Consider the following 22,645-nt stretch of genomic DNA (forward strand, 5'->3'; position numbering starts at 1 on the left):
GCAAGCGGGCGGCTGGGTGGTTGAAAAAGGCACGTTGTGCCCGCTATGGTGCCATCGGTGGAGGTGCCCGATGGCGAAGACCAAGGCGGATAATGAAAAGCTCAAGGTCAGGACCGTGTCCTTGCCCCTCGATCTGTACGAGCGCCTGCAGCCAATCGTGGATGCGGCTGTCGCTGCAGGCGAGAATGAAGCATTCGTGCTGCGGCAAGTGGCTCGCATCGCCCTCCAGCGCCAATGGACCGCGACGTTTCTTGAGGTCCCCTCCGAAGTGACGAGAGAGCGGGATCGAGATCGCGTGACGCCCCGGTTGGCGCTTCCTCCGGCGATGGACGAGCAGGTCTTCGCGCTGTCTGAGTTCGCGGCGTTCAGCAGATGGTTCACGTTCGCCGTCGAGCGGTTCCTCGTGCAATATCGGAAGGGCGACCCTCACCTCTTCGACGTCCTGCCCCGCCGCAGTTGAGATTCACTTTCGGATTTCTAGCCCATATTTCCAGTACCTACGCGCCCGACCCGCCCCCTCCCGGTACCCCGTCAAGGGTCCCGTTGTGCTATTTTTGCAACGGTATCGGTCAAGGGTCGCGCGGGCGGGTCAGGTCGACTCGCCCGCGCGCGCCTTGCTAGGCCATTGCGGGGAACACGTGGCGGATTCCCTTGCGCTCTTTCAGGTCATCCAGCGCCGCTTTCAGCGCGTGCCCGGCGGAGTCGATTGCCGCCGTGGTGCTGGCAGGACTCCAGATAGACGCGCGGGCGATGGCAAGGCGACGGCGCGCGCTGGCAAGGTCCTGAAGACGTTCCAGACGGGCAAGCTCTTGCGCCTTGTCCATGAGCTGGGCCGTCAGCTTTTCAACGTCCTGCCCGATTGTCGCGTGGCGCAAGGCGTCCTTTGCCGCGCGTGCCGCCATGTTGACGCGCGGGCAGGATATGCCGCGCCGTTCCAGCGCCTTCACCTCTTTCAGCATGGCTTGGATGTCACCGATCATGACTGACTCCTTCTGTTGATCGTGTCACGATACTACACAATACCAGAATGATTCGCTATCTAATTCAATGGGATAGCCGGATTCAACGCTAGCCGGTCGGCACGCTACAGACGGCGCGCCAGACGGTCGGGCGGCAGGGCCGGAGGCGAGGTGCTCAGAGCACGACCGCGCGCGCCAGCGCCCAGCCGGGCACCTCAGCGCGGGGGCAAATTCGGATTCGTCAAAACCGGAATATAAAAATGGACTCCCGTAAAAACTGGTTCCCGTCAAAACAGTCGCGCGTCGAATCAAAAACGGTCGAGCGCCAAAACAAAAATGGCTGATCGTCAAAACAAAAAATGGGCGATCACCAAAACGACTGCGCGCCAGTTCGAGCGCGGGCTGCAGACAGTCGTGACCCGAGCACGAGCACGGCGACGGCGTGAGCCTCGATGCTGAGAGGCCATATGGGCAGATTGGCAAGGCCCGCTGACGCGGGCCACGACCACGCCACCAAGTCACCCAGCCACATTGCCAGCGTTGCCTCGGGCACAGGATTGGTCCCAGAGCATCGCACAGCGCGCCACAGACGCCCACTCAGGCCTGTGCCGCCATCCGTGACGACTGACCGCCACAGCGCCCCTGAGGGCCTTCCAGCACGTGCTCTGAGCGCGTCTGCGCGGCATGTCTGCGTGGTTTGAGCTGTGCGACTTGGATAGCAGCGGACTTGCTGCTGGCCCCGCGTCAGCGGGCATTGCGGGCTTGCCGGTGGCCCGCCGTTAGGCGGGTGTGGTGGCTGGAATGGTTGGCTGACGATCCGGGTAGGTAGGTGCTACGGGCAAGGCATGGCCCGCTGACGCGGGCAGACTGACCATGTCGCCAAGGCGGCTAGGCAGGCACGGACCAAGTCGGTGATCTGGTCAGGCGGGATGGCAGTAAGCCTGTGATTTGGGATGGGTATGGATGGGCTGGGCCGGTGACGTGGGCGACTTCGGAAGGTGGGGTGATGGTGTTGGCCCGCGTCAGCGGGGCTTACCAGATTATGTGTATCTAGGCCTACCGACTACATGATAGTGTGTAGTGATCCCGTTGAATGCGGCGAATGTCTGATTCGGCACTAGGGATGGTGGCGATTCGGGGTGAATCTGGCTAGATGTGGGGGTGGCGGAAGGGGGCATTTTCTGGGGAATCGAGGGGGGCCTATCGGAATCCCCGAGGGTCCCGGCCTCTGCCGAAAGGGTCCCTCGATTGGCTGGGAATGCCCTACCCCCTCCTGAATCTAGGGGGTCCCTCGGCCCCGGATGTGCCATTTCCCTGAATAGGTCACGTACAATGTGACGAAATGCAGCGGTCGGGCCAATAGAATCAAGCGGTTGAATGCGATGCTGCGATGCAGCAAATTGGGTGCTGAAATCGGCACATCTCGCTCCGGCAAATCGTCACATCTGGTAGCGCGATGGGTCAGGAAGGGTGACCTATGTGTCTGGCGGAGGGTGGGGGCTGGTCCGAAACTGCAATGGGTCCCCGATGTGTGCGTCTCTGCGGAAATTTGATCAAATTTCCAGAATTGGTGCAGCGGCGCACAGAGAAGCCGCCCCGAGGGAGGCGGCTGCCGGTAGCGTGAGGTTCGTGGAGGTCGGCTGAGGTTCTGGGAGGTCAGATGAGGCCCGGCACCGGTTCGGTCACGAGGCAAACCTCCTGCCAATCCATGCTGCCATCCTCTTCATTGTGGTTCCATTCCACGATCAGCCTGAAGTCGAGCAGCGCGCCACGCGGGCAAACCTTTCGGACGGCTTGCATGAGGGCGTCGATGGCGCGGTCGACCTTGATCATGACCATGAAGCTGGGACCGTCGTCGAATTGGTCCAGTGGGCGCTCGGCTCCAGTCGTCAGCTTGAAGCCATCTTGCTCCAGAATCTGGCACAGATCGTCACGGAAGCCTTCACTGACCAAAGGGCCGTAGACGCTGACTTCAAGCAGGACGGCGGTATCAGGACGGGACGGGTCTCCGAACGGGGTTGGCATTTCGTGGACGGGCATGTGGGTCTCCTTAGAATCGAATCATCGTGTCATTTTCAATTATCATGATAGCCTTTCGACGCGTATGCAAGCCGCCGGATCGGGGAAATTGTTGCCACCTTCCCGCGATCCAGATACCAACACGAAAGGAGATCAAATGACCAGTAGCACGCCTGTTTCGATGAATGTCGTCGACCTGTTCTCGGGAGCCGGGGGTATGTCCTATGGCTTCAAGGCGCATGGGGCGTTCAACATGATCGGGGCTGCCGACGCGGAGATCGGGAAGCCCACGGCTGGGGACGGGCGGCTGCAGTGCAACTCGACCTACCAGAACAACATCGGCATCGCGCCGACGCGGGTTAACCTCGCAGAGGTTGTGGCGGAAGACCTCCGCTCGGTTCTGGGTATTGGTGACAAGGCGGTCAATGTCCTGAGCGTCTGCCCGCCGTGCACTGGGTTCAGCCGTGCGAACCCGGACAACCATCTGCGCGACGACGCCCGCAACAGTCTGGTATCGCGGGCGGCGGATTTCGCTGTGGCACTCGATGCTGACATCGTGGTCATGGAGAATGCCCGCGAGCTGATCCGGGGGAACTTCGTCCATCACTACCGGGCTTTCCGGCAGCGCTTGGAGGAAAGCGGCTACAACGTCTTCGGACGCAGCTACATGCTGAACCGGTTCGGACTGCCTCAGGTACGTGAACGGTCCATCGTGATCGCTGCAAAGGAACGCCTGCCGCTCTACACGCTGGAAAGCATGTGGGACGGCTGGACGGTGAAGGGCGAAGCCATGACCGTCCGTCGCGCGCTCGGGGTAGTGGCGAAAGCCCGCAAGGCCGACAAGCGGTTTCCGGGGTTCTCATCGGACGAGGTGCGCCGCAGGTTGGCCGCGATCCCCAAGGACGGCGGATCGTGGATGGACCTTCTCGAACACCCGGAGGCTGACGAGCTGATGACCGGTTCGATGAAGCGCATCGCTGCTGCCGGGAAGTTCGGATCGTACCCAGATGTCTACGGTCGCATGGCGTGGGATCGCCCGGCACCGACCATCAAGCGGGAATGCGCGCACATCGGCAATGGTCGGTACGCCCACCCGGTCGAGGACAGGCTCTGCAGCATCGCAGAGATGGCGGTGTTGAACGGGTTCCCGTACGACTACAACTTCCGGGGGGTGGCCCTGTCAAACGTCTATCGCCACATCGGTGACGCCGTTCCTCCGATGATCTCTTACCAGTTGGCGCACCTGTGCCGCTGGATGCTCACCAACGAGCAGCCCGGCATGCAGGAGCTTGTACTTCCCAGTACCAGCCTCAGGTCGACCGACCTTATCCGTGAGGCTGCCTGACGTTGTTACCACCGAATGCCACCGAACAGCGCTACGTCGACGAACTTCTGACAGCCATGCGGGGTCCATGTCAGGCCGCGTTTCCGCATGCTTCAGCGCTGATCTCGGATGTGTTCGCGAGAGAGTTTCAGGCGTCCCTGCTGATCAACCACTACTTCCTCGGCGCGCCGCTTTCGACGTCGTCCTTCGATGCTGCGTTCATCCGTGCCGCGAGAGCTGCGGGCCACGCGGTGTCTCCCGCCCCTGATGGGTATCGGTTCTGGGATGTCGAGATCGGCGGGCAGAAGATCAGCCTCAAGTCCACCGCTGCGGCCAACCTTCGGGTGGGCACGCTCCACATCTCGAAGCTGTGCGAAGCTGCATGGATTCAGGACATGCGTGGTGCGGCTCAGCGCGAGGACGCCACCAAGCGGCTGTTCTCGGATTACACGTCCGCCGTCGACAGCATCATCCAGCTCCGCCTCTTCAAGGACCGCGCCTTCTACGAACTGGTCGAAATTCCATCAGCGCTCTTGGCGCAGGTGGCGGACGTTCCACGAGCTGAGTTCGCCCCGGATGGTCCATCCATCGGCATCCCGGTTGGAAAGAACCCGCCCGACTTCACGCTGAAGCTCGACCGGTCTGACGCCAAGGTGACGCTGGCGAACATCAACAAGAGCGTCTGCCGGGTGCTTGCGACGTGGCAACTCGATCCGACGTTTGGGAACGCCGCGACGGTGCCACCGTTGGCGACCTGACCGCGACCCAGCCGACCCAGCCGCGACCCAGCTTTGCGCGCGTGGTTGGGTCGCCCCGAACCCCTTATTCCATTGGCAAAAACAGCCAGAGACCCAAGAGACCCAAGTTTTCTTCTTCTTATAGAAAAGAGAGAAGTAATATAGGGAAGAAGGGGGCGTAGGGGTCCTCCTCCCGCGCGGTCAGCGGGTAAAATCCGGCTGGGTGGGTCGGGTCTCTGGGTCTCACGCGCGCCAGCCCAAGGAATTTTCGGGTGGGTGGGTCGCGTGGGTTTGGCTGGGTTTCCGGCCTGAAAAATCAATAAAACCAATAAGATAGCAGCGACCCAGCCATCTGGGTCGCTGGGTCGCTAGCTGGGTCTCTACCCCCGCCCGAACGCGGCGAGGGTCTCCTGTACATCCTTCAGGGCCGGAATCTTGACATACCGATCCTTCTTCTGCAGGGGCACGCGCAGGTCGATCACGTCGAACTGGTCGTCGCGGCACAGAGCATCCGCGTCCTGACCGGCATCGCGCCGATACCCGCCGAAGTAGGTGATCAGCCGCTTGTTGTCGCCGCCGTTTGCCTCGGGGCCGAGCAGCTTCGCCATAGCCGTCTTGACCTCCGCGCTCAGGTTGCCCTTTTCCGTTTCCGGGTGGAGGATCGAGACAAGGTGGCTCCGGGCAACGTAGGTCGGTTCGTCCTCGTGGAACCGATAGTAGAATTCCGCTCCACCCGTCTCCCGACCTGCCAGTTCCCCGCTTTCCAGAATGGCGGCAAGGCGCGCCATCGGACCACGGAGACCCATCCCGACCTGCTGACGCAGGCCCTCAGTAACAATCGGACTGCGAAGGCTGTCCCACGTCAAATCCACCGCCTCAGGGTTCCAGTTCGTCAGCTCATGAACCATGGCTTCGAGACCGCCATTTTCCATCTGATCGTCGATGGCCCCGAAGAACGCGGCGTCCTGCTTGCGCGTCGGCAGACAAGTCAGCACGAGGAACCGGCGCGCATCCTCTGCGTCGGTCGGGATCATCCATTCATCGTTCGAGATGAACACGAGGTTCACGTAGTTGGGTCGTTCAACCACGTTGGCGAACTTGCCCTCGATCTGCAGCGTGTCCGAGCTGATCAGGTCCTTGATCACTCCAGCGTCACTCTTCGCGCCGCCCCAGAACGATTCCTCGCACACCATAAAAATCTTTCCATCCATGTGTGCGTTGAAGTTCCCGGTCAGGTGCCGCCCGTTGCTGATCTTGATCGCGGATGCACCGATGGCGCGGCGAACCCAGTCAAAGACCTTGCTCTTGCCAGTACCCTGTTCACCCTGCACCGCAATCGCGCTGGGAATCTTCACACCCGGACGAGCAAACAGGGACGCGAGCCACGTCATGACCCAGTTGAACAGGTTCTTGTCACCGCCACAGAGCTGATCGCGGATGTGATCGCGCAAGAGCGACCAGTCGCCCGGCTTGGGCAGCACGGCGAAGCCAGTCCACAGGTTGTACGCGCCGCGAGCCTCTGCTGCCTTCGCCTTCACGGGATCAGGCTCAAAGCAGGTGTCGAAGTAGGTCGCACGCTGACGCGTGTACACGAACACTTCCGCAGGCTTGATCGTCTTGGACTTTGCCTTTTCGCCTTCACCCTCCCAGTACGTGACGCCACGGTTGATGTAGAGCTTGCCCAGCGTTGCCTCCTTCCAGAGACGGACAGGCTCGCCGCGACCGGACCGGATCGCCCACTTGGCTTCCCCGTCGATCACGACATAGCTGGCGCGCCGGTTCAGGTTGGCGACGATCTGGTCGCGGATGGTCGTCCGCATAACCGCCTCGGCATTGTTCATCTTGGGGTCGATGCCGTAGTGCTTGTACAGCTTGGGGCTGTCAGCGGGTCGAACCATGAAGCCGTCAGCATCGACGAGGCGCTCATCGTAGAGCGGCGCAAGGATGCTCTCCTTGCTCTCTTCCTTCACAGGGTCGACCTGCCGATCCCGAACGCGCTCTTCGAGCTGACGAATGACGTCCTCGGCTGCCTCTGCAACGAAGGCCTCGGCATCTTCGGCGTCGATGCCATCGTCGACCAGCTTGGAAATTGCGACCTGGGCCGCGTCAGCGGCGATGGTCGTCTTCCCGTCGGCGGTCACCAGATGCTGTCGCAGAATAGCACGCGCGGCTTCGATAGCCGCTTCTTCTTCGCGCGCGGCTTCCTCTTCCGCCGCGCGCCGATCCTCGATGTACTCGCGCGCCCGCACCACGCGGTCGATCAGGTAGTCGTCGGTTGCATACCGCCGTTCCACGCGGTCGTCCTTGCAGGGAGCGGCAAGGATGACGTCGCGCAGGGTTTCGATCAGTTCGGTCTCGTCGCCATCGGGGTTCTCGCGCCACCACGAGCAAGCCGCACGGTTGATCGTGTCGTCGAACCCGCGCTTGCCATCGCCGTCGCCGATCAACTCGCACCACGCTTCGAAGCCGAAACCGGTTGCCGTGCCGTTGCCGAGCGCGACACGTTCAGCCCGACGCTCCTTCTTCACGCGCGCCGTCGTCTCCTTCATTGCCGCGTAGGCGAGGTCTTCCAACCATTCCGGGGCATCCGCGATTTCGCATTCCCACGGAGCGCGGCCTGCCGCCCAACGATAGAAATTGCCGGTATGGTGGATCGAGGGCGCGGCGATGATCTGCCCGCCTTCACCGCGAATGTCGACGCCGGGTGCGATCTTGGACGCGGTGTTGCGGATCGTCCGGGAAGACCGGAAGATGTAATGCGCGCCGCCGGAGCCGCTGATGCTGTGCGGGGTCGGGGGCAGTTCGCCGTGGCGTGCAACCAGCTCAGCCAGAGCCGCCGCGCCGCTCTCGCCGTCGAGGTCGAGGACGAACAGGCCGCAGCCCTCGGGGAGCACGATGGACACGTTGCGCACAAAGTTGACGTGCTTGTAGAGCCGCCCCTTGTCGGCATTCTTGCTCGGGGGATAGCGGCCCTTACCAGTCCAGAACGCGACGATCTGGTCGGGGTCCGAGCTGGCACGCGACTGCCAACCAGCGCCAAGAGGGGACTTGGCATCGCCAGCGATGCTCATACCGCGACCCGTGACCGGGTGGATTGCATACGCATCCGCGACGTGCAGGTCGCACTCGGCATACCGAAGCGCATAGGCCAACGTCATGACATTGTGGTCGGCTGCGTCGGGAATATCCACATGCACACGCTTGAGACCGGCGCGGATCAGGGTCTCCCGAGCAAAGTCGAGCTGGTCCGACACTTCTACGGCAGCGCGCTGACGCGCGTTCTCGGCCCGTTCAGTGTGATACAGAGACGCCTTGGGGGGCAGCCCGAAAGCGCCAACACCGGGCGGCAAGGGAAGCCGGTCCTCAGGAATCTTCGGCTTCTGGACGACCTTCCTGCTGATCTCGCGCGAAGGCTCGACGCCGTCGTCGACGTCTTCGACCGCTTCCAGCGCGGCGAGGATTTCATCGGTGAAGTTGAAAGCGGTGGTCACTGCTTGACCTCCACGGCACGAATGTTCCGCCCGAGGATGCGACAGGCCATCTTGTCGATTTCCTCGGCCATGGAGATCATACCTACGAGACGGGCGATCTCTTCATCGTGGTCTTCCACCGTCATCAACGCGCTGCGATGGAGTTCCGCCGTGAGGCGGATAAGTTCGCCTTCCTCGAAGTCGTTGAACGGCTCACCCAGACGTCCGCTATCGAAAAGGCTGGACTTCGGTTTTTCGCCACCGCGCGCCGTCACGTAGTCGCGAAACTTTTCATTCGCGACACAAATCGCGTCAATACCAGTGCGCCGATCAGCAGGATCGGGGGCGGCAACCGGCGCGCGCGGCCCACGGCGCTCACGGCGAGCGCGGTTGCCCTGATTGGTGGTGGTGGTGGTGTTGGTTTCCGGCATCATTTGCTCCTTTAGGGTTGCGTCTTCGTGGTGGAATGTGTTACCTTATGCAAGCGTCAAGACCGCAAACGCGGTAGCTCCTTCTGCGTTGCACCCCCGGCCTGTCCATCAGCAGGTCGGGGTTTCTTTTTTCTACCCGATGTCAGGCGTTCTGTCCAGAAGCTATTGAAAAACAACAGTTTTTCGGCTTCAAGCCGACTTTAAGGCTTACGCCGCCGCGTCGGTTTCGTCCGTGATCACCCAGTTCTTCATCACGTGAGCGACATCGGCGGCGGATTTCAGATCGGCACGGTCGCCCTTCAAGCCAAAAGCCGGGCAGACGGTCACGCGCCCCTCAGCGATCCACTGGTCGATCTCGGCGCGGAGGCGTTCGTTCTCGGCGGCGATCTCTTCGTCCGACCAGTACAGTTCGCGGATCGCGGCCCCACGGCGGCGAGCCATGTCTCGCTCCTTCTTGGCGAGCGCGGCCTCCTTGGTGCGCTTGTTAAGTTCGATCAGGTGAAGTGCGCGGGCCATCAGTACGTCCCCACGCGCCCTGCGACGAAGGGATGCAGCAGTCCAAGCGGGTCGATGGCCTTGAAGGCGGAGCGGAAGTCACCCGCCAGAAGGTCGAGATCGAGTTCCTCTTCGGCCTCGGGGAAGGGCGCGGTCTTGGTCCAAACGCCACCGCGAAGCTGGAACCCGACCGCGCGGGCGACGATGTGGGCGTACTTCGCGCCGATGAGTTCGATCAACTCGGCCTGATCGACGTTGACCGTGATCCGGCGCGTCGGACTCTGAATTTCGCGGAGGGCGTCACCGACGAGGGCGGTCAGCTCCTTGATGATCTGCTGTTCGGTGACCGCCGTCATGGTGGCGGCAATGTGCGGGTCAAGCGTCATAGTTCTGCTCTGTTCTGGTTGGGTTGGAGGTGGAAGGTCAGGCGATGGTGGGTTCGTCGGGCGGGGCATCGTCGACGGGTTCTGCCGGAGGGCGCGGGCGGGACTTCGTCGCGTAGAAGTCCAATCCGTCGTTGGTCGAGACCACCGGGATTCCGGCGTCAAACAGCGCCTTGGCCTTGTCGGCCTTGGCCTCGATCTCGGGGTGATTGAACATGCCGCGCACGTTGGGGCGACCGGCGTAGACGTATCCGCTCATGGCGAATTTCTCCTTTAAGGTGTGTCAGGCGAACCGGACGAGTTTCACGTGCTCGTCCGTGGCGGATTTGAAGCCCGCGCGGGTCTTGAGGGCGTCGATTTCGCGGGCAATCTGGCTGGCGCGGAGCTTCGGCCCTTCGACGAGCGCCCGGAACATCGAGTTCATGCAGTTCAGGCGGTCCTTGAGGACGCGATCCTCGGGAAAACGGACTGCCATCCAGTGGCTGGCCTGCGGGTATTTGATGATGAGGTGGCGGACTGCTTCAATACGGGTCATGGTGGTACTACTGGATGTGGTTGGTGGGTCTCTGGGCGCGAGATGTCGGGGTGGGCCGCACCCCCAGAAGACCCCAACAAGGGTGCGGCCCAACGAAGGGGCGTTTCGCCCACCTCGTGTTCTTGTGCTGGCGTCAGGCGAAGCGTTCGCGCAGATCGGGCAGAACGCCCCCTGCAGCCTCCAGCAGCTTTGCTGCGGCTTCTTCACGCATAGCGCGCTCACGCGCGCCCCGAGCCGCTGCCTGCTCGTTCAAGCGGACTTCATCCTCGACCAGTTCTGCGACCTCGCGCATGCGCAGCCCTTCGGCAGCGTTGAGCGCTTCCTTGACCTTCACCTCGCGGCGGAGCCAGCCGAGCAGCACATCCATCGGAGGTCGGTCACCTTTTTTCGCGGAGATCAGCGCGCGATGCGCAAAGATCGTGCAAGCTCGCGGGTCGTTCAGGAGGGTGTCGAGCAGGGCGGGAGTCGGGGGCTTTTCGACAGTCATGCGGAATTCTTGAGGTTGCGGAGATCGGCGGCTTCGGCGGTGGTCAGGGGCGTGGCGAGCGCGAGCAGCTCCAGTCGCTCCAGCCGCGTCACGGGGTGCCGACCTCCCAGCAGATAGACGCTGTCGGCGGCGGCAAAGGCCTCACGCGGGTCTTCCAGATCGGCTGCGGCTTCGTCGAACATGTTGACTAGATCGTTCCAGATCACGTCGTTCACGACACGCGCGGGGTATTCGAGGATCGCCTCGATGCGGGGAAGGATGTCGGCAGAGGCGTGAGCAGGCGGGCCGCGACGGGCCAGTTCGGCGGGACTCTCGTCTGCGATCCGCCCGATCTCGATGGCGAGGCGCACGGCAGACTTTGACACCACCGAGGCTTCCGACAGGGCGGTGCGCAGCACCGACGCCGGATCGCCGGATGCCCTTGCCTCTGCCATAAGCCGCTTGAGAGCGCGCGACGACTGCGCAACGGTCGACATCAAGTGCTTCAACGCCGGGCGGCTTTGGAGGACGGTCTTACCGGTCATTGTTTCACCACCGAGAACGATTCAAGAGTCTGGATCAGGTTGTCGGTTCGGACCGCCCGCTGTTTGTCCGCCGCCCGCAGGGAGTGCAGTTGGGCCAGCACGCGGCTGGAGATCGTCGTGAGCACATCGCGGGCCTGCGCAGCTTCGCGGGCGAGGCCATTTCCGTCACAGGCCCGAACCAGCTCAGCCACATTGTCCAGAACGCCGTTGAGCAGCTCTTCGAAGCCGTCGAAGACATCGTCTTCGAAATCATCCCACCGACTGGCCCGCTCCCGTTTCAGGTAGTCGATCCGGGCCTTGACGTGCGGCTGGCGCAGGAGGTTGTTCCCCATCTGCGCGGCAGATTTTCGCGCGCCAAAGGCTGCCTGAATTGCCCGCGACTGGGTCACGGCCCCGGTCGCCATGGCCTGACAGAACTTCTCGTGCTTTTCGTTCGGCAGGGGCGTCTCGCCCCGGTACGAGTCTACGTCGATCCCACGCGGAGCCATTTCAGCCAAACTCCGCGCGCATGAGGACCGTCTGGACCTCGTTCTCGGTGACAGGCGTGGGATTGCAATCCGGCGTCGTGAGAGGCGCGATCAGGTCCCGCACCTCGGTGCTGGTCAGGCGCGCGGCGCGCAGGGCACGGACGAGCTTGTCACCGTCGCCCAACGCGGCAGCGACGTCATTCTCGCGGGCGAGGACCCGGCAGGCGTGATGAGAGCTGAGAGCCAGACGGCGAAGGGCGTCGATAGCGTGCATGGTCAGGCCAGCCCGTGCTTCCGCGCGTAATCGAGTTTTGCCTTGCCTTCGAGCTTGGACAGGACATTCACATGGTCGGAGGCCACCAGCTTCTCGGGCGACGTGCCGGTCAGGCCGTGCTGCCGCGCGTAGGTCATGCGTTCGGACGGGCGCAAGTTGGCGATTGCATCCTCGTGCCCCCGCGCAACGCGGGCAGCGTCTTCCTTCGCCTTGAGGCGGGCGGCGACCGAGGGGATCGCCCGCAGCTCGTTCACGGCCTTCGAAAGGTCGACATCCATATCTGCCAGCACGTGGAGCTTCACGCTTTCGATCTGCACAATTTCGTCAGGCGTGAGGTCGTTCAGCCCCAGCTCATGGGCCGCGACGACGGCGATCTTGTTCGTGGCCTCGACGAGGGCGGTCACGCTGGACGGCCCGAGTACTTCGACAATGGTTTGAATAGACTGGCTGGTCATTGTTCAGGCTGCTTCTTTCTGGAGGTGGCGGAGGGTGGCGAGCTGGGGGACGGCGAAGGCGTGGCCCCAATGCCGCCACGCGTCGGCGGATTGCGGCAGTTCGGAATGGTCGCCGCCGAAGACGTAAAGCATGACGCTCGGATGGATCAGAGCGAGGTCGAGCAGCACGCCAACGTCGGCTTTGAATGCTTCGGCCCAGAGCGCACCGATCAGCCCCGCGTGCAGTGCACCGCGCACCGCGAGGTACCGGGAAAGCTCAAGCTCGGTCAGGCAGGCCCGCAGCTCGGCTGCGCGGCGTTCACAGTCGGCCCCAAACGGAATGCCCGGCTCGGCATCACGACGTTGGGCGTCGATCTGGAGAATGGCGAAGGCTTCGTTGCTGGTGCAGCCGCGCTTACGCGCGCCCCGGAGCCTCACAATAATCTCATCGGGCCGCATGAGGGCCGGATAGCGGCTCCGCGCGAAGTGGGGGATGGCACCGCTGCGCAGCAACCAGCCGCGCGCAGCAGCTTCGCTGACGTTCAGCGCAGATGCCACGTCGTAGAGGCTAATGGTCATGCGTTCGTGGGTCATGGTCTTCCCTGATTTACTGTAGCATAAAATTACACCATATGGCTGAAAATGTCAAGGTGACCAACAGAACGGTTCATGGATGGGCGGTTGGATGGGAGGGAGCGCGATTACGGTCAGTCGACCGTGCAGGTGTACACCAAAACGTACATGGCCCCAGCCCGTTCGGGCGGAAGGCTTTTCAGATCAACATCTTGGGGAAGGTAAGTGGCAGCCCGTAGGGGAGTCGAACCCCTCTTCCCAGGTTGAAAACCTGGTGTCCTAACCGATAGACGAACGGGCCACTTCGACCGCGTTGCAAGGTGGCAGCCCGTAGGGGAGTCGAACCCCTCTTCCCAGGTTGAAAACCTGGTGTCCTAACCGATAGACGAACGGGCCAGCCTTGCAGCGTGGGGCGGTTCATACGGCAGCCGCCCGGACCGCGCAAGAGGTTTTTTCGTAATTTTTTCAAACCGCCCGCGCCACGCCGGAAAGCGCTGTGGCGCAAGGGGTTTGGCCGCGCTCAAATCGCGCGGGCGGCGTCTTCGAGGCGCAGCTGGACCTTGGCGCGCCCGCCCCAGGTGTTGATTTCGAGCCGCCCCGCGAGGTGGAACCGCCCCGCGCCGGGGCTCGCGAGCGCGGGCCCGAGCGGGCCGTCGAAGGCGCCGAAGGCCACCGCGTCGATCCGCGCGCCCATGCCGTCGGAAAAGGTGAAGCGCAGGTGGCTCTCGCCGATCGGGCGGGGGGCGCGGATCTCCATCGCGGGGAAGGCGAATCGCGGCGCCGGCGCGCCCTGGCCGAAGGGGCCGGCGCGCTCGAGATCCTCGATCAGCGCGGGCGTCGCGGCCCCGGGCAGGAGCATCCCGTCGAGCCGCAGATCGCGCGGCCCGCCCGCGCCCGCGCCCTGCCGCGCCAGAAGCTCCGCGAGCCGCGCCATCGCGGGCTCGAGCTGATCCTCGGCGACGGTGAGCCCCGCCGCCATCTTGTGCCCGCCGCCCTTCAGCAAAAGCCCCTCGGCCGCCACCCGCTGCACCGCCGCGCCAAGATCCACCCCCGCGACCGAGCGCGCCGAGCCCTTGCCGACGCCGCCCTCGAGCCCGATCACCACCGCGGGGCGGTTCGTGGCCTCCTTGAGCCGCGCCGCGACGATGCCGACCACGCCCGGGTGCCAGCCCTCGCCCGCCGCCCAGACGAGCGGCCCCTCGAGCCCGCGCGCCTCGGCCTGCGCCAGAGCCGCCTCGCGCACCCGATTCTCGATCTCGCGCCGCTCGGTGTTGAGCGCGTCGAGCCGCGCGGCCAGCGCCTCGGCCTCGGCGGGGTCGGTGGTGGCCAGAAGCCGCGCGCCAAGATCGGCCGCGCCGATCCGCCCGCCCGCATTCACCCGCGGCCCGAGCAGGAAGCCCAGATGATAGGCGCTCGGCGCGCGGTCCATCCGCGCCACATCGGCGAGCGCGACAAGCCCCGGCCGCTCGCGCCGCGCCATCACCTTCAGCCCCTGCCGCACCAAGGCCCGGTTGACCCCGATCAGGGGCGCCACATCGGCCACCGTCGCCAGCGCCACGAGATCGAGAAGCGCCATCAGATCAGGGCCTTGCACCCCGTCGGCGCGCAGCTGCCGGTTCGCCTCGACGAGCATCAGGAAAACCACCGAGGCCGCGCAGAGATGACCAAGATCGCCGCTTTCATCCTGCCGGTTCGGGTTCACACAGGCGAGCGCGGGCGGCAGCGTCTCGGCCCCGAGGTGGTGGTCGAGGATCACCACATCCGCGCCCTTCGCCGCCGCCACCGGCTCATGGCTGAGCGTGCCGCAATCGACACAGACGATCAGCCCATGCTCGCGCGCGAGCCCCGCCATCGCGGGGACATTGGGCCCATAGCCCTCGTCGATCCGGTCGGGGATATAGAGCGTCGCCTCGCGCCCCATCGCCCGCAGCCAGCTCAGCAAAAGCGCCGCCGATGACCCGCCATCGACATCGTAATCGGCAAAGACCGCGATCTTCTCGCGCGATTTCACCGCCGCGAGAAACCGCGCCGCCGCCGCCTCCATATCCTTGAGCGCACGCGGATCGGGCAGGAGCTCGCGCAACGTCGGCTCGAGAAACCCCGCCGCCTCGCCGGGGCCAACCCCGCGCGCCACCAGGATCCGCGCGAGCGGCAACGGCAGGCGCGTATCGCGCGCCATCGCTTCGGCCAGCCGATCGGCCTCGGCCGAAGGGCCGACCCAATGCCGGTCAGTGAGGCTTCTCTCTACACCAAGGAATGCGGTCATGCCCTTGGAATACGCCAAATCTGGAGGAGGGGGAAGAGCCGATGGGCGGCGAGGGGGCGCTGCCCCCGCTGCCTTGCAGGCAGCCCCCCGGGATATTTCGGCATCATTGAAAACAGGGAGCCGCCCCTTCAGTGATGTCCAAATATCCCGCAGGGGGTCCGGGGGCGGCGTACGCCCCCGGCGGCGGTCTTACTTGACCGGGTTGCGATAGAGCACGCGCCGCACCGAGCCGGTTTTCGAGCGCATCAGGATCGTTTCGGTCTCGATATAGGTCGGCTCGCGCTTGACGCCGCGCACGATCGAGCCGTTGGTCACGCCGGTCGCGGCGAAGATCACGTCCGATTTCACCAACTCGTCGCGGGTGTAAATCTTGTCGAGATCGGTGATCCCGGCCTTGGCGGCGCGGCCGCGTTCGTCGTCGTTGCGGAACAGGAGCCGTCCCCACATCTGGCCGCCCATGCATTTGAGCGCCGAGGCCGCCAGCACGCCCTCCGGCGCGCCGCCCGAGCCCATATACATGTCGATCCCGGTGAAATCGGGTTCGGCGCAGTGGATCACGCCGGCCACGTCGCCATCGGTGATCAGCCGGATCGCGGCGCCGGTTTCGCGCACTTCGCGGATCAGGTCCTCGTGGCGCGGGCGTTCGAGGATGCAGCAGGTGATATCCTCGGGCTTCACGCCCTGCGCCTTGGCCAGCGCGAGCACGCGCTCGGTCGGGGTCATTTCGAGCGAGACGATATCTTTCGCATAGCCCGGGCCGATCGCGAGCTTGTCCATGTAGACATCGGGCGCGTGCAGAAGCGTGCCGCGCGGCGCCATGGCGACGACGGTCAGCGCGTTGGGCATGTCTTTCGCCGTCAGCGTGGTGCCTTCGAGCGGGTCGAGCGCGATATCCACCGCCGGGCCCTGGCCGGTGCCGACTTCCTCGCCGATATAGAGCATCGGCGCCTCGTCGCGTTCGCCCTCGCCGATCACCACGACGCCCTTGATGTCGAGCTGGTTGAGCTGGTCGCGCATGGCGTTGACGGCCGCCTGGTCGGCGGCTTTCTCATCGCCGCGGCCGATCAGCCGGGCGGAGGCATGGGCGGCCGCCTCGGAGACGCGGGCGAGGCCCAGCGAGAGCATACGGTCATTGAAATCGGTGGGGGGGGTCATCTTGGCGTCCTGTGTCCAAAAGCAGGTTGGCCACAGCTAAGCCCGTTGCCTCCAGGGTGACAACCCTGAAAACGCTAACGGGCGGCGGGAATCGGCGCCGCCCGCGGCTCTCGGGCTCAGAGCTCTTCGATGCGCAGCGCGACGGGCTCGCCCTCGACCACGCCGGTCGCCGGGAAGCCCGCGATCGCGAGGGAAATCGCCTCGGGGGTGGTCTTGTGGGTGACGATCAGCACCGGCGCGGCGCTGTCGTCATGGCCGTATTGGCGCATCCGGCTGATCGAGACGCCGGCCTCGCCGAGCACGGTCGCGACCTTGGCGAGCGCGCCGGGTTTGTCGAGCAGGTGCAGGCGCAGGTAATAGGAGGCGGGCGCCGAGGTCACCGCGGGCGTCGGCGCGGCCAGTTGCGCCGCCGGCATCCCGAAGGTCGGCAGCTTCAGCCCGCGCGCGAGATCCATCACATCGCCCATCACCGCGCTGGCCGTCGGGCCCTCGCCCGCGCCCGCGCCGCGCAGCACGATCTGGCCGACCGAATCGCCCTCGATCACCACCATGTTTGTGCCGCCGTGGAGCTGGCCGAGCGGCGAGCTCGCCGGCACGAGGCAGGGCGTCATGCGCTGCTCGAGCCCGCGCCCGGTCATCTGCGCCACGCCAAGGAGCTTGATCTTGTAGCCCATGTCGCCCGCGCGGCGGATATCGTCGATCGAGATCCGGCCGATGCCCTCGAGCTTCACCGCCTCGAAGCTCACCCGCGTGCCGAAGGCGATCGCGGCGAGGATGGCGAGTTTGTGGCCCGCGTCGATCCCCCCAACGTCGAGGTTCGGATCGGCCTCGAGATAGCCCAGCTGGCGGGCCTCCTCGAAGACCGTGTCATAGGGCAGGCCCGCGGTTTCCATCCGCGTCAGGATATAGTTGCAGGTGCCGTTCATGACGCCCATCACCCGGCGGATCTGGTTGCCCGCGAGGCCCTCGGTCAGCGCCTTGATCACCGGGATCCCGCCCGCGACCGCCGCCTCGAAGCGGATCACCGCACCCGCGGCCTCGGCCATTTCGGCCAGCTCCTGCCCGTGATGGGCGAGCAGCGCCTTGTTCGCGGTCACGACATTCTTGCCCGCCCGCAGCGCGGCCTCGGTCGCGTGGCGCGCCGCGCCCTCATGGCCGCCCATCAGCTCGACGAAAACATCGACATCGTCGCGGCCGGCCAGCGCCACCGCATCCGTTTCCCAGGCATAGCCCGACAGATCGGCGTCGCGGTTCTTGGTGCGGTCGCGCGCGCAGACGGCGGTGATCACCACCGGCCGCCCGGACCGCGCGGCGAGCAGATCGGCGTGACGCTGCACGATCTTCACCACGCCGATACCGACAGTGCCGAGGCCCGCGATCCCGAGACGGAGCGGAGTGGCTTGAGCGGGCGCGGACATGGGAAACCTCGTCTGGTTTAAGGGCTTTCGGCCCTGTTAGCGGGAAAGCGGCGCGCGTGCAACGCGGCAGGTGGCGCGACAGGTTGGGCGGCTCAGTTCTGGGTGCGCAGCCAGGCCGCGCGGGTGCGCAGGCTGGCCGCGCGCGCCTCGAGCCCCGGCGCGGGATGGGGGGTGAGCTCGGCCGCGGCCTCCGCCTCGATCTGCGCGGTGGGCATCAGCGCGGGAAAGGCGGCCGGGTCGCCCGCCGAACAGCCCGCGAGAGACGCGCAGGCCAGCGCGGCGCAAAGAAGGGCAGGGCGGATCGTCATGGGGCACCTCGGAGTTTGCGCCAAGATAGGGCGGCGCGCGCCGATGCGCCAGAGCCAAGCCCGCCCCCGCCCGATTGCCGCGCCGCAGCGGAAGCGTTTGAACCCGGCGCGCGCTTGGGCTAGCGTCGCATCATGGCACGCAAAACCGGCTCACATTCCGAAATCACCGGCCCGAGGGTCCGCGCCGAGGCGCAACGGCTCTTCGCGCGCCACGGCTTCGCGGCGGTCTCGATGCGCCAGATCGCGGCGGCGGTGGGGGTGCAGGCGGGCGCGCTCTACCTCTACACCCCCGACAAGGAGACGCTGCTCTTCCAGCTTCTCGAGACGCATATGAAGGAGCTGCTCGCCGCCTGGCAGGCCGAGCCGCGCGGCCAGGGCCCGCTCGAGGCGCTCGAGGCTTTCGTGCGCTTTCACATCCGCTACAACGGCGAGCGCCCGGAGGTGGTGTTCCTGAGCTACATGGAGCTGCGCAACCTCGGGCCGGAGAATTTCGCCGCGATCGAGGCCCTGCGGCGCGCCTATGAGACCGAGCTCGAGACGATCCTGAAGGCGGGGCAGGCGGCGGGGATGATCCTCGTGCCCGATACCAAACTCGCCACGATGGCGATCATCGCGATGCTGACCGGGGTGAATACATGGTTCCGCGAGGGCGGGCGCCTTGGCCGCGCCGCCGTCGAGGATATCTATTGGGATATGGTGCGCAAGGCGGTCGGCGCCTGAGCGCGGGAGGACAGACATGGCAGCATTGATGACAGCCGAGGCCGTGGCGGCGCTCTTCACCCGCGGCGGGGGCGAGTATCTCTTCGCGCGCTGGGGGCGGCCGATCGTGCCGGTGGTGTTTGGCGTCGATGCGGCCACGCTCGCCACCGTCAAGGGCGCGGTCGAGGCGGTGGTGACGCTCGCGGGCCACAAGATGGCCGAGACCGACCCCGAACTCGGCGCGAACCTGATGATCTTCTTCTTCCGCGACTGGCAGGAGCTTCTCGAGGTGCCCAACCTCGATCAGCTGATCGACGGGCTCTCCGATCTCGTCGCGCGGCTCGATGATGCGGGCGCGAACCAGTATCGCGTGTTCCGCTTCGATGCCGAGGGCGCGATTCGGGCCTGTTTCAGCTTCATCCGCATGGATGGCGCGCTCGACGAGGTGCCCGCCGAGACGATCGCGCTCAATCAGGCGGTGCAGATGATCCTGCTCTGGTCCGACCGGGCGTTTCTTGAGCATGCGCCGCTCGCCTCGGCGCGGGGCGTGACGGTGCTGCGCCCCGAGATCGCGGCGCTGATCGCGGCGGGCTATGATGGGGTCCTGCCGGCCTCGGCGCGCGACCCGAGCCATGCGCTGCGCCTTGCCGCGCGGCTCAAGCCGGTGGAGGACGCGCAATGACCCATGAGCTCGCGATCCGGGTCTATTACGAGGATACCGACCTCGCCGGCATCGTCTATTACGCCAATTACCTGAAATTTATCGAGCGCGGCCGCTCGGAATATGTCCGCGCGCTCGGCATCGATCAGGCCGCGCTCAAACGCGGTCACGGCATCGTCTTCGCGGTGCGCCGCGTCGAGGCCGATTACCTGCGCCCGGCGAAATATGACGACGAGCTCACCGTGAAGACCGATCTGGTCGCCGAAACCGGCGCGCGGCTGGTGCTCGATCAATCGGTCTGGCGCGGCGCCGAGAAGCTTTTCACCGCCACCGTGACCATCGTTTGCCTGAGCGAAACCGGCGCGCCGACCCGGCTTCCGGCGGATGTGCGCCGAAAGTTTGCGCCGCCCGTGCATTGAAGCCGCTTTTGCGACATCAAAATAACGTGGTTGTGTTGGCTTCCCCCCTGAACCTCGGATAGAATCACTGCTAAGAGCCGCTCAAAACGTGGCCGCAACTCGCGAGCAGTGAATATGGAAACCGAAGCCCTCACCATGGCGCCGCAGATGGATTTTTCTCTGCTGGCCCTTTTTCTGCGTGCCTCTTTCACGGTGAAGATCGTGATGATGCTCCTGACTTTCGCCAGTTTCTGGTCGTGGTCGATCATCGTGCGCAAGTTCATCACCTTCCGCGCCGCGCGCCATGAGGCCGACGCCTTCGACCGCGCCTTCTGGTCGGGCGAGCCGCTTGATGAGCTCTTCGACCAGATCGGCCCGAACCCCGATGGCCCGAGCCAGCGCATCTTCGCCGCCGGCATGCTCGAATGGCGCCGCAGCCACCGTCAGGACGGCGAGCTGATCGCCGGCGCCCAGGCGCGCATCGACCGCTCGATGAACGTCGCCATCGCCAAGGAAACCGAGACGCTGAACTCGGGGCTCTCCTTCCTCGCCACCGTCGGCTCGACCGCGCCTTTCGTCGGTCTGTTCGGCACGGTCTGGGGGATCAAGGTCGCCTTCGAGGAAATCGCGATTTCGCAAAATACCTCGCTCGCGGTCGTGGCGCCGGGCATCTCGGAGGCGCTCGTCGCCACCGCGATCGGCCTTCTCGCCGCGATCCCGGCGGTGATCTTCTACAACAAGCTCTCGGCCGACGCCGACAAGATCCTCGCGGGCTATGACGCCTTCGCCGATGAGTTCGCCACCATCCTCTCGCGCCAGCTGGACGCCTGAGCCATGGGCGCGGGGGTGATGAAAAAATCGGGCGGCGGCGGACGGCGGGGCCGGCGCGGTCGCGCGGGCCAGGGCGCGATGAGCGAGATCAACGTCACGCCGATGGTCGACGTGATGCTGGTTTTGCTGATCATCTTCATGGTCGCCGCGCCGATGATGACGGTGGGCGTGCCGCTCGAGCTGCCGAAGACCGCCGCCAAGGCGGTGCCGACGGAGCAGGAAGAGCCGCTGACGATCTCGTTGCAGCTCGATGGCTCGATCTCGCTGATGAACGAGCCGGTGCCCGAGGAAGAGCTCGTCACCCGGCTCGCCGCCGTTGCGGGCCAGCGCGAGAGCGACAAGGTCTATCTGCGCGCCGATGGCGGGATCGAATATGCCCGCGTGGTGCAGGTGATGGGCGCGCTCAATGCCGGCGGGTTCAACAATATCGTTCTGGTCACCGATCCGGGCGGGCCGAGCCTCGGCAGCGGTCAGGCGCCTGCGCCGGCCGGGGCTGCGCCGGCGGCGAACTGAGGTCAGGGGCGCGAGATGCGCATGGACAGGGCAGACAAGATCGGGACCGGGATCTCGGCGGCGCTCCATATCGGGGTGATCGCCTGGGTGATCCTGGGCGGTGAATGGTTCAAGCCCCATCCCAATGAGCCGGTGCAGATGACCGAGGTTTCGGTCATGTCGGAGAGCGATTTCCAGGCGATGATGGCGGCCGCGCCGAAAGCGGCCGACACGCCGTCCGAGCCGCAGGCCCCCGCACAGCCCGCCACCGAGGCGCCCGCCGAGGCGCAACCCGAAGCGCCCGCCGAGACCGCGCCCGAGCAAAGCCCGCCGCCGGAGGCCAAACCCGCCCCCGAAGCGCCCGCCGAGCCCGCGCCCGAGCCCGAGCCGCAGCCCGATCTGACCGATCTGGCGCCGCCCGAGCCGACCCAGGTCACCGAAATTCCGCCGACGATGATGCCGCCGGTCGAGGAGCCGCAAGACACGCTCTCGCCCGATATGTCGCCGCGTCCGCGCCCCAAACCCGCGCCGCGCGTGGCGCCGGTGGCCGCCGAGGCGCCCGAGCCCGATACCAAGGTCTCCGAGCTCGCCAAACCCGCCGAGCGCCCCGAGGAAACCCCGCAGCCGGTCGAGAAAAAGCCCGAGCCGAAGCAGGAAGAGGCGCCCCCCGAGGCCGCCACCGAGATCGTGACCGAAGCGACGCCGACCGAGGAAAAACCGCAGACCTCGGCGCCCGCCGCCTCGCCGCGCCCGCGCACCAAACCCGCCAAACCCGCGCCCGCGCCGGAAAAACCCGCGACCAAGACCGCCGCCGCCGAGGGCGCGCAGGACAGCCCGGCGAAAGCGACGCCGAGCACGAAGCCCGCCGCCGCGAGCAAGACCGGCGCGAAGGATTCGGTCTCCGACGCGCTCAGCGAGGCGCTCGCCACCGAGGCCCCCGAGGCCACCGGCACCGGGGGGGTGGGGCGCGCCGCGATGGGCCCGCCGATCACCTCGGGCGAGAAAGAGGCGCTGATCGTCGATGTGAAGGCCTGCTGGAACGTCGGCGCGCTGAGCTCCGAGGCGCTGCGGACCTCGGTCACCGTGCGCGTCGACATGACCGAGGACGGCAAGCCGATCATCTCGACGATCAAGATGGTGGGCTTCGAGGGCGGCTCCGAGGCCGCGGCGAAACAGGCCTATGAGGCCGGGCGCCGCGCGATCGTGCGCTGCGGCTCGGATGGCTTCCCGCTGCCGGCCGAGAAATACGGCCAGTGGCAGCAGATCGAGATCGTGTTCAACCCCGAGAAGATGCGGATGAAGTGA

At 65.4% G+C, this 22,645-nt stretch carries 27 protein-coding genes and 2 tRNA genes; 9 read left to right on the forward strand and 20 right to left on the reverse strand.

Annotated elements, in window-relative coordinates:
• The first annotated feature begins 70 nt into the window (after window positions 1-70).
• Complete coding sequence (locus LPB142_RS04020) at window positions 71-460, forward strand: hypothetical protein (RefSeq protein ID WP_071165588.1); 390 nt, start codon at window positions 71-73, stop codon at window positions 458-460.
• Window positions 461-617: 157 nt separating this feature from the next.
• Here LPB142_RS04020 and LPB142_RS04025 read toward each other — a convergent pair whose 3' ends face one another.
• The gene (locus tag LPB142_RS04025; protein ID WP_071165589.1) at window positions 618-980 is read right to left on the reverse strand and encodes a hypothetical protein; all 363 of its coding nucleotides are present in this window, start codon (window positions 978-980) and stop codon (window positions 618-620) included.
• A 1,635-nt stretch (window positions 981-2,615) separates the two neighbouring features.
• Window positions 2,616-2,999: a hypothetical protein gene (locus tag LPB142_RS04030; protein WP_071165590.1), complete on the reverse strand. Its 384-nt coding sequence runs from the start codon at window positions 2,997-2,999 to the stop codon at window positions 2,616-2,618.
• Window positions 3,000-3,135: 136 nt separating this feature from the next.
• Here LPB142_RS04030 and LPB142_RS04035 point away from each other — a divergent pair, with 136 nt between their 5' ends.
• Both LPB142_RS04035 and LPB142_RS04040 read left to right on the forward strand, forming a co-directional pair.
• The gene (locus LPB142_RS04035) at window positions 3,136-4,323 is read left to right on the forward strand and encodes a DNA cytosine methyltransferase (RefSeq protein WP_198037863.1); all 1,188 of its coding nucleotides are present in this window, start codon (window positions 3,136-3,138) and stop codon (window positions 4,321-4,323) included.
• Window positions 4,324-4,325: 2 nt separating this feature from the next.
• Entirely contained in the window at window positions 4,326-5,060 is a 735-nt protein-coding gene (locus LPB142_RS04040; protein WP_198037864.1) for a hypothetical protein, read from the forward strand.
• Window positions 5,061-5,419: 359 nt separating this feature from the next.
• Here the strand turns inward: LPB142_RS04040 and LPB142_RS04045 are convergent, their stop codons facing one another.
• The 18 genes from LPB142_RS04045 to LPB142_RS04130 all read right to left on the reverse strand — a co-directional run bounded on the left by LPB142_RS04045 (window position 5,420) and on the right by LPB142_RS04130 (window position 18,259).
• Window positions 5,420-8,530, reverse strand: a complete 3,111-nt coding sequence (locus LPB142_RS04045) for a bifunctional DNA primase/polymerase (RefSeq protein WP_071165592.1) — start codon at window positions 8,528-8,530, stop codon at window positions 5,420-5,422.
• Window positions 8,527-8,940 carry a hypothetical protein gene (locus LPB142_RS04050; RefSeq protein WP_156894313.1) on the reverse strand — a complete coding sequence of 138 codons (414 nt, stop codon included), beginning with the start codon at window positions 8,938-8,940 and terminating at the stop codon, window positions 8,527-8,529. The genes LPB142_RS04045 and LPB142_RS04050 overlap by 4 nt, the downstream gene beginning before the upstream one ends.
• 207 nt (window positions 8,941-9,147) lie before the next feature.
• Window positions 9,148-9,456: a hypothetical protein gene (locus LPB142_RS04055; protein WP_071165594.1), complete on the reverse strand. Its 309-nt coding sequence runs from the start codon at window positions 9,454-9,456 to the stop codon at window positions 9,148-9,150.
• Window positions 9,456-9,821 carry a hypothetical protein gene (locus LPB142_RS04060; protein WP_071165595.1) on the reverse strand — a complete coding sequence of 122 codons (366 nt, stop codon included), beginning with the start codon at window positions 9,819-9,821 and terminating at the stop codon, window positions 9,456-9,458. Before LPB142_RS04060 ends, LPB142_RS04055 begins: the two co-directional genes overlap by 1 nt.
• Window positions 9,822-9,858: 37 nt before the next feature.
• On the reverse strand, window positions 9,859-10,077 hold the full coding sequence (locus LPB142_RS04065) for a hypothetical protein (RefSeq protein ID WP_071165596.1): 219 nt from the start codon (window positions 10,075-10,077) through the stop codon (window positions 9,859-9,861).
• A 24-nt stretch (window positions 10,078-10,101) separates the two neighbouring features.
• Complete coding sequence (locus LPB142_RS04070) at window positions 10,102-10,353, reverse strand: hypothetical protein (protein ID WP_071165597.1); 252 nt, start codon at window positions 10,351-10,353, stop codon at window positions 10,102-10,104.
• 133 nt (window positions 10,354-10,486) lie between these two features.
• Window positions 10,487-10,840 carry a hypothetical protein gene (locus LPB142_RS04075; protein ID WP_156894314.1) on the reverse strand — a complete coding sequence of 118 codons (354 nt, stop codon included), beginning with the start codon at window positions 10,838-10,840 and terminating at the stop codon, window positions 10,487-10,489.
• Complete coding sequence (locus tag LPB142_RS04080; RefSeq protein WP_071165599.1) at window positions 10,837-11,364, reverse strand: hypothetical protein; 528 nt, start codon at window positions 11,362-11,364, stop codon at window positions 10,837-10,839. Before LPB142_RS04080 ends, LPB142_RS04075 begins: the two co-directional genes overlap by 4 nt.
• Window positions 11,361-11,852 carry a terminase small subunit gene (locus LPB142_RS04085; RefSeq protein WP_071165600.1) on the reverse strand — a complete coding sequence of 164 codons (492 nt, stop codon included), beginning with the start codon at window positions 11,850-11,852 and terminating at the stop codon, window positions 11,361-11,363. The genes LPB142_RS04080 and LPB142_RS04085 overlap by 4 nt, the downstream gene beginning before the upstream one ends.
• Window position 11,853: 1 nt before the next feature.
• The gene (locus LPB142_RS04090; RefSeq protein ID WP_071165601.1) at window positions 11,854-12,105 is read right to left on the reverse strand and encodes a hypothetical protein; all 252 of its coding nucleotides are present in this window, start codon (window positions 12,103-12,105) and stop codon (window positions 11,854-11,856) included.
• 2 nt (window positions 12,106-12,107) lie between these two features.
• Complete coding sequence (locus LPB142_RS04095) at window positions 12,108-12,560, reverse strand: hypothetical protein (RefSeq protein WP_156894315.1); 453 nt, start codon at window positions 12,558-12,560, stop codon at window positions 12,108-12,110.
• A gap of 3 nt (window positions 12,561-12,563) precedes the next feature.
• On the reverse strand, window positions 12,564-13,133 hold the full coding sequence (locus LPB142_RS04100) for a hypothetical protein (protein WP_071165603.1): 570 nt from the start codon (window positions 13,131-13,133) through the stop codon (window positions 12,564-12,566).
• A gap of 205 nt (window positions 13,134-13,338) precedes the next feature.
• Window positions 13,339-13,413: transfer RNA gene (locus LPB142_RS04105), tRNA-Glu, on the reverse strand.
• Between the two features lie 20 nt (window positions 13,414-13,433).
• A tRNA-Glu gene (locus tag LPB142_RS04110) sits at window positions 13,434-13,508 on the reverse strand.
• Window positions 13,509-13,632: 124 nt separating this feature from the next.
• The gene (recJ, locus tag LPB142_RS04115; protein ID WP_068767130.1) at window positions 13,633-15,378 is read right to left on the reverse strand and encodes a single-stranded-DNA-specific exonuclease RecJ; all 1,746 of its coding nucleotides are present in this window, start codon (window positions 15,376-15,378) and stop codon (window positions 13,633-13,635) included.
• A gap of 189 nt (window positions 15,379-15,567) precedes the next feature.
• A complete protein-coding gene (gene glpX, locus LPB142_RS04120; RefSeq protein WP_068767129.1) occupies window positions 15,568-16,533 on the reverse strand; it encodes a class II fructose-bisphosphatase in 966 nt (321 codons plus the stop codon).
• Between the two features lie 116 nt (window positions 16,534-16,649).
• Window positions 16,650-17,951, reverse strand: a complete 1,302-nt coding sequence (locus LPB142_RS04125; RefSeq protein WP_068767128.1) for a homoserine dehydrogenase — start codon at window positions 17,949-17,951, stop codon at window positions 16,650-16,652.
• 92 nt (window positions 17,952-18,043) lie between these two features.
• Window positions 18,044-18,259, reverse strand: coding sequence for a hypothetical protein (locus LPB142_RS04130; RefSeq protein ID WP_071165604.1), 216 nt, complete (start codon window positions 18,257-18,259; stop codon window positions 18,044-18,046).
• Window positions 18,260-18,391: 132 nt separating this feature from the next.
• Between LPB142_RS04130 and LPB142_RS04135 the strand changes: the two genes are divergently transcribed.
• The 6 genes from LPB142_RS04135 to LPB142_RS04160 all read left to right on the forward strand — a co-directional run bounded on the left by LPB142_RS04135 (window position 18,392) and on the right by LPB142_RS04160 (window position 22,645).
• On the forward strand, window positions 18,392-18,979 hold the full coding sequence (locus LPB142_RS04135; RefSeq protein ID WP_068767126.1) for a TetR family transcriptional regulator: 588 nt from the start codon (window positions 18,392-18,394) through the stop codon (window positions 18,977-18,979).
• A 28-nt stretch (window positions 18,980-19,007) separates the two neighbouring features.
• Complete coding sequence (locus tag LPB142_RS04140) at window positions 19,008-19,640, forward strand: hypothetical protein (protein WP_068767125.1); 633 nt, start codon at window positions 19,008-19,010, stop codon at window positions 19,638-19,640.
• Window positions 19,637-20,038, forward strand: a complete 402-nt coding sequence (ybgC, locus tag LPB142_RS04145) for a tol-pal system-associated acyl-CoA thioesterase (RefSeq protein ID WP_068767124.1) — start codon at window positions 19,637-19,639, stop codon at window positions 20,036-20,038. The genes LPB142_RS04140 and ybgC overlap by 4 nt, the downstream gene beginning before the upstream one ends.
• A gap of 114 nt (window positions 20,039-20,152) precedes the next feature.
• Window positions 20,153-20,848: a protein TolQ gene (gene tolQ / locus LPB142_RS04150; protein ID WP_068767123.1), complete on the forward strand. Its 696-nt coding sequence runs from the start codon at window positions 20,153-20,155 to the stop codon at window positions 20,846-20,848.
• 3 nt (window positions 20,849-20,851) lie between these two features.
• Window positions 20,852-21,361: an ExbD/TolR family protein gene (locus LPB142_RS04155; RefSeq protein ID WP_068767122.1), complete on the forward strand. Its 510-nt coding sequence runs from the start codon at window positions 20,852-20,854 to the stop codon at window positions 21,359-21,361.
• A gap of 21 nt (window positions 21,362-21,382) precedes the next feature.
• Complete coding sequence (locus LPB142_RS04160) at window positions 21,383-22,645, forward strand: hypothetical protein (protein WP_071165605.1); 1,263 nt, start codon at window positions 21,383-21,385, stop codon at window positions 22,643-22,645.

The organism is Rhodobacter xanthinilyticus, from assembly GCF_001856665.1.
In the GTDB taxonomy this organism is placed as follows: domain Bacteria; phylum Pseudomonadota; class Alphaproteobacteria; order Rhodobacterales; family Rhodobacteraceae; genus Rhodobacter; species Rhodobacter xanthinilyticus.

Bases quoted from the DNA above. Each gene is read 5' to 3' on its own strand.
- LPB142_RS04135 (WP_068767126.1), top strand. From the start codon at position 18,392: ATGGCACGCAAAACCGGCTCACATTCCGAAATCACCGGCCCGAGGGTC.
- LPB142_RS04020 (WP_071165588.1), top strand. From the start codon at position 71: ATGGCGAAGACCAAGGCGGATAATGAAAAGCTCAAGGTCAGGACCGTG.
- LPB142_RS04055 (WP_071165594.1), bottom strand. From the start codon at position 9,456: ATGGCCCGCGCACTTCACCTGATCGAACTTAACAAGCGCACCAAGGAG.
- LPB142_RS04030 (WP_071165590.1), bottom strand. From the start codon at position 2,999: ATGCCCGTCCACGAAATGCCAACCCCGTTCGGAGACCCGTCCCGTCCT.
- LPB142_RS04050 (WP_156894313.1), bottom strand. From the start codon at position 8,940: ATGCCGGAAACCAACACCACCACCACCACCAATCAGGGCAACCGCGCT.
- LPB142_RS04065 (WP_071165596.1), bottom strand. From the start codon at position 10,077: ATGAGCGGATACGTCTACGCCGGTCGCCCCAACGTGCGCGGCATGTTC.
- LPB142_RS04155 (WP_068767122.1), top strand. From the start codon at position 20,852: ATGGGCGCGGGGGTGATGAAAAAATCGGGCGGCGGCGGACGGCGGGGC.
- LPB142_RS04100 (WP_071165603.1), bottom strand. From the start codon at position 13,133: ATGACCCACGAACGCATGACCATTAGCCTCTACGACGTGGCATCTGCG.
- LPB142_RS04090 (WP_071165601.1), bottom strand. From the start codon at position 12,105: ATGCACGCTATCGACGCCCTTCGCCGTCTGGCTCTCAGCTCTCATCAC.
- ybgC (WP_068767124.1), top strand. From the start codon at position 19,637: ATGACCCATGAGCTCGCGATCCGGGTCTATTACGAGGATACCGACCTC.
- LPB142_RS04125 (WP_068767128.1), bottom strand. From the start codon at position 17,951: ATGTCCGCGCCCGCTCAAGCCACTCCGCTCCGTCTCGGGATCGCGGGC.
- LPB142_RS04060 (WP_071165595.1), bottom strand. From the start codon at position 9,821: ATGACGCTTGACCCGCACATTGCCGCCACCATGACGGCGGTCACCGAA.
- LPB142_RS04080 (WP_071165599.1), bottom strand. From the start codon at position 11,364: ATGACCGGTAAGACCGTCCTCCAAAGCCGCCCGGCGTTGAAGCACTTG.
- LPB142_RS04130 (WP_071165604.1), bottom strand. From the start codon at position 18,259: ATGACGATCCGCCCTGCCCTTCTTTGCGCCGCGCTGGCCTGCGCGTCT.
- glpX (WP_068767129.1), bottom strand. From the start codon at position 16,533: ATGACCCCCCCCACCGATTTCAATGACCGTATGCTCTCGCTGGGCCTC.
- LPB142_RS04075 (WP_156894314.1), bottom strand. From the start codon at position 10,840: ATGACTGTCGAAAAGCCCCCGACTCCCGCCCTGCTCGACACCCTCCTG.
- LPB142_RS04160 (WP_071165605.1), top strand. From the start codon at position 21,383: ATGGACAGGGCAGACAAGATCGGGACCGGGATCTCGGCGGCGCTCCAT.
- LPB142_RS04085 (WP_071165600.1), bottom strand. From the start codon at position 11,852: ATGGCTCCGCGTGGGATCGACGTAGACTCGTACCGGGGCGAGACGCCC.
- LPB142_RS04070 (WP_071165597.1), bottom strand. From the start codon at position 10,353: ATGACCCGTATTGAAGCAGTCCGCCACCTCATCATCAAATACCCGCAG.
- tolQ (WP_068767123.1), top strand. From the start codon at position 20,153: ATGGAAACCGAAGCCCTCACCATGGCGCCGCAGATGGATTTTTCTCTG.
- LPB142_RS04035 (WP_198037863.1), top strand. From the start codon at position 3,136: ATGACCAGTAGCACGCCTGTTTCGATGAATGTCGTCGACCTGTTCTCG.
- recJ (WP_068767130.1), bottom strand. From the start codon at position 15,378: ATGACCGCATTCCTTGGTGTAGAGAGAAGCCTCACTGACCGGCATTGG.
- LPB142_RS04095 (WP_156894315.1), bottom strand. From the start codon at position 12,560: ATGACCAGCCAGTCTATTCAAACCATTGTCGAAGTACTCGGGCCGTCC.
- LPB142_RS04140 (WP_068767125.1), top strand. From the start codon at position 19,008: ATGACAGCCGAGGCCGTGGCGGCGCTCTTCACCCGCGGCGGGGGCGAG.
- LPB142_RS04025 (WP_071165589.1), bottom strand. From the start codon at position 980: ATGATCGGTGACATCCAAGCCATGCTGAAAGAGGTGAAGGCGCTGGAA.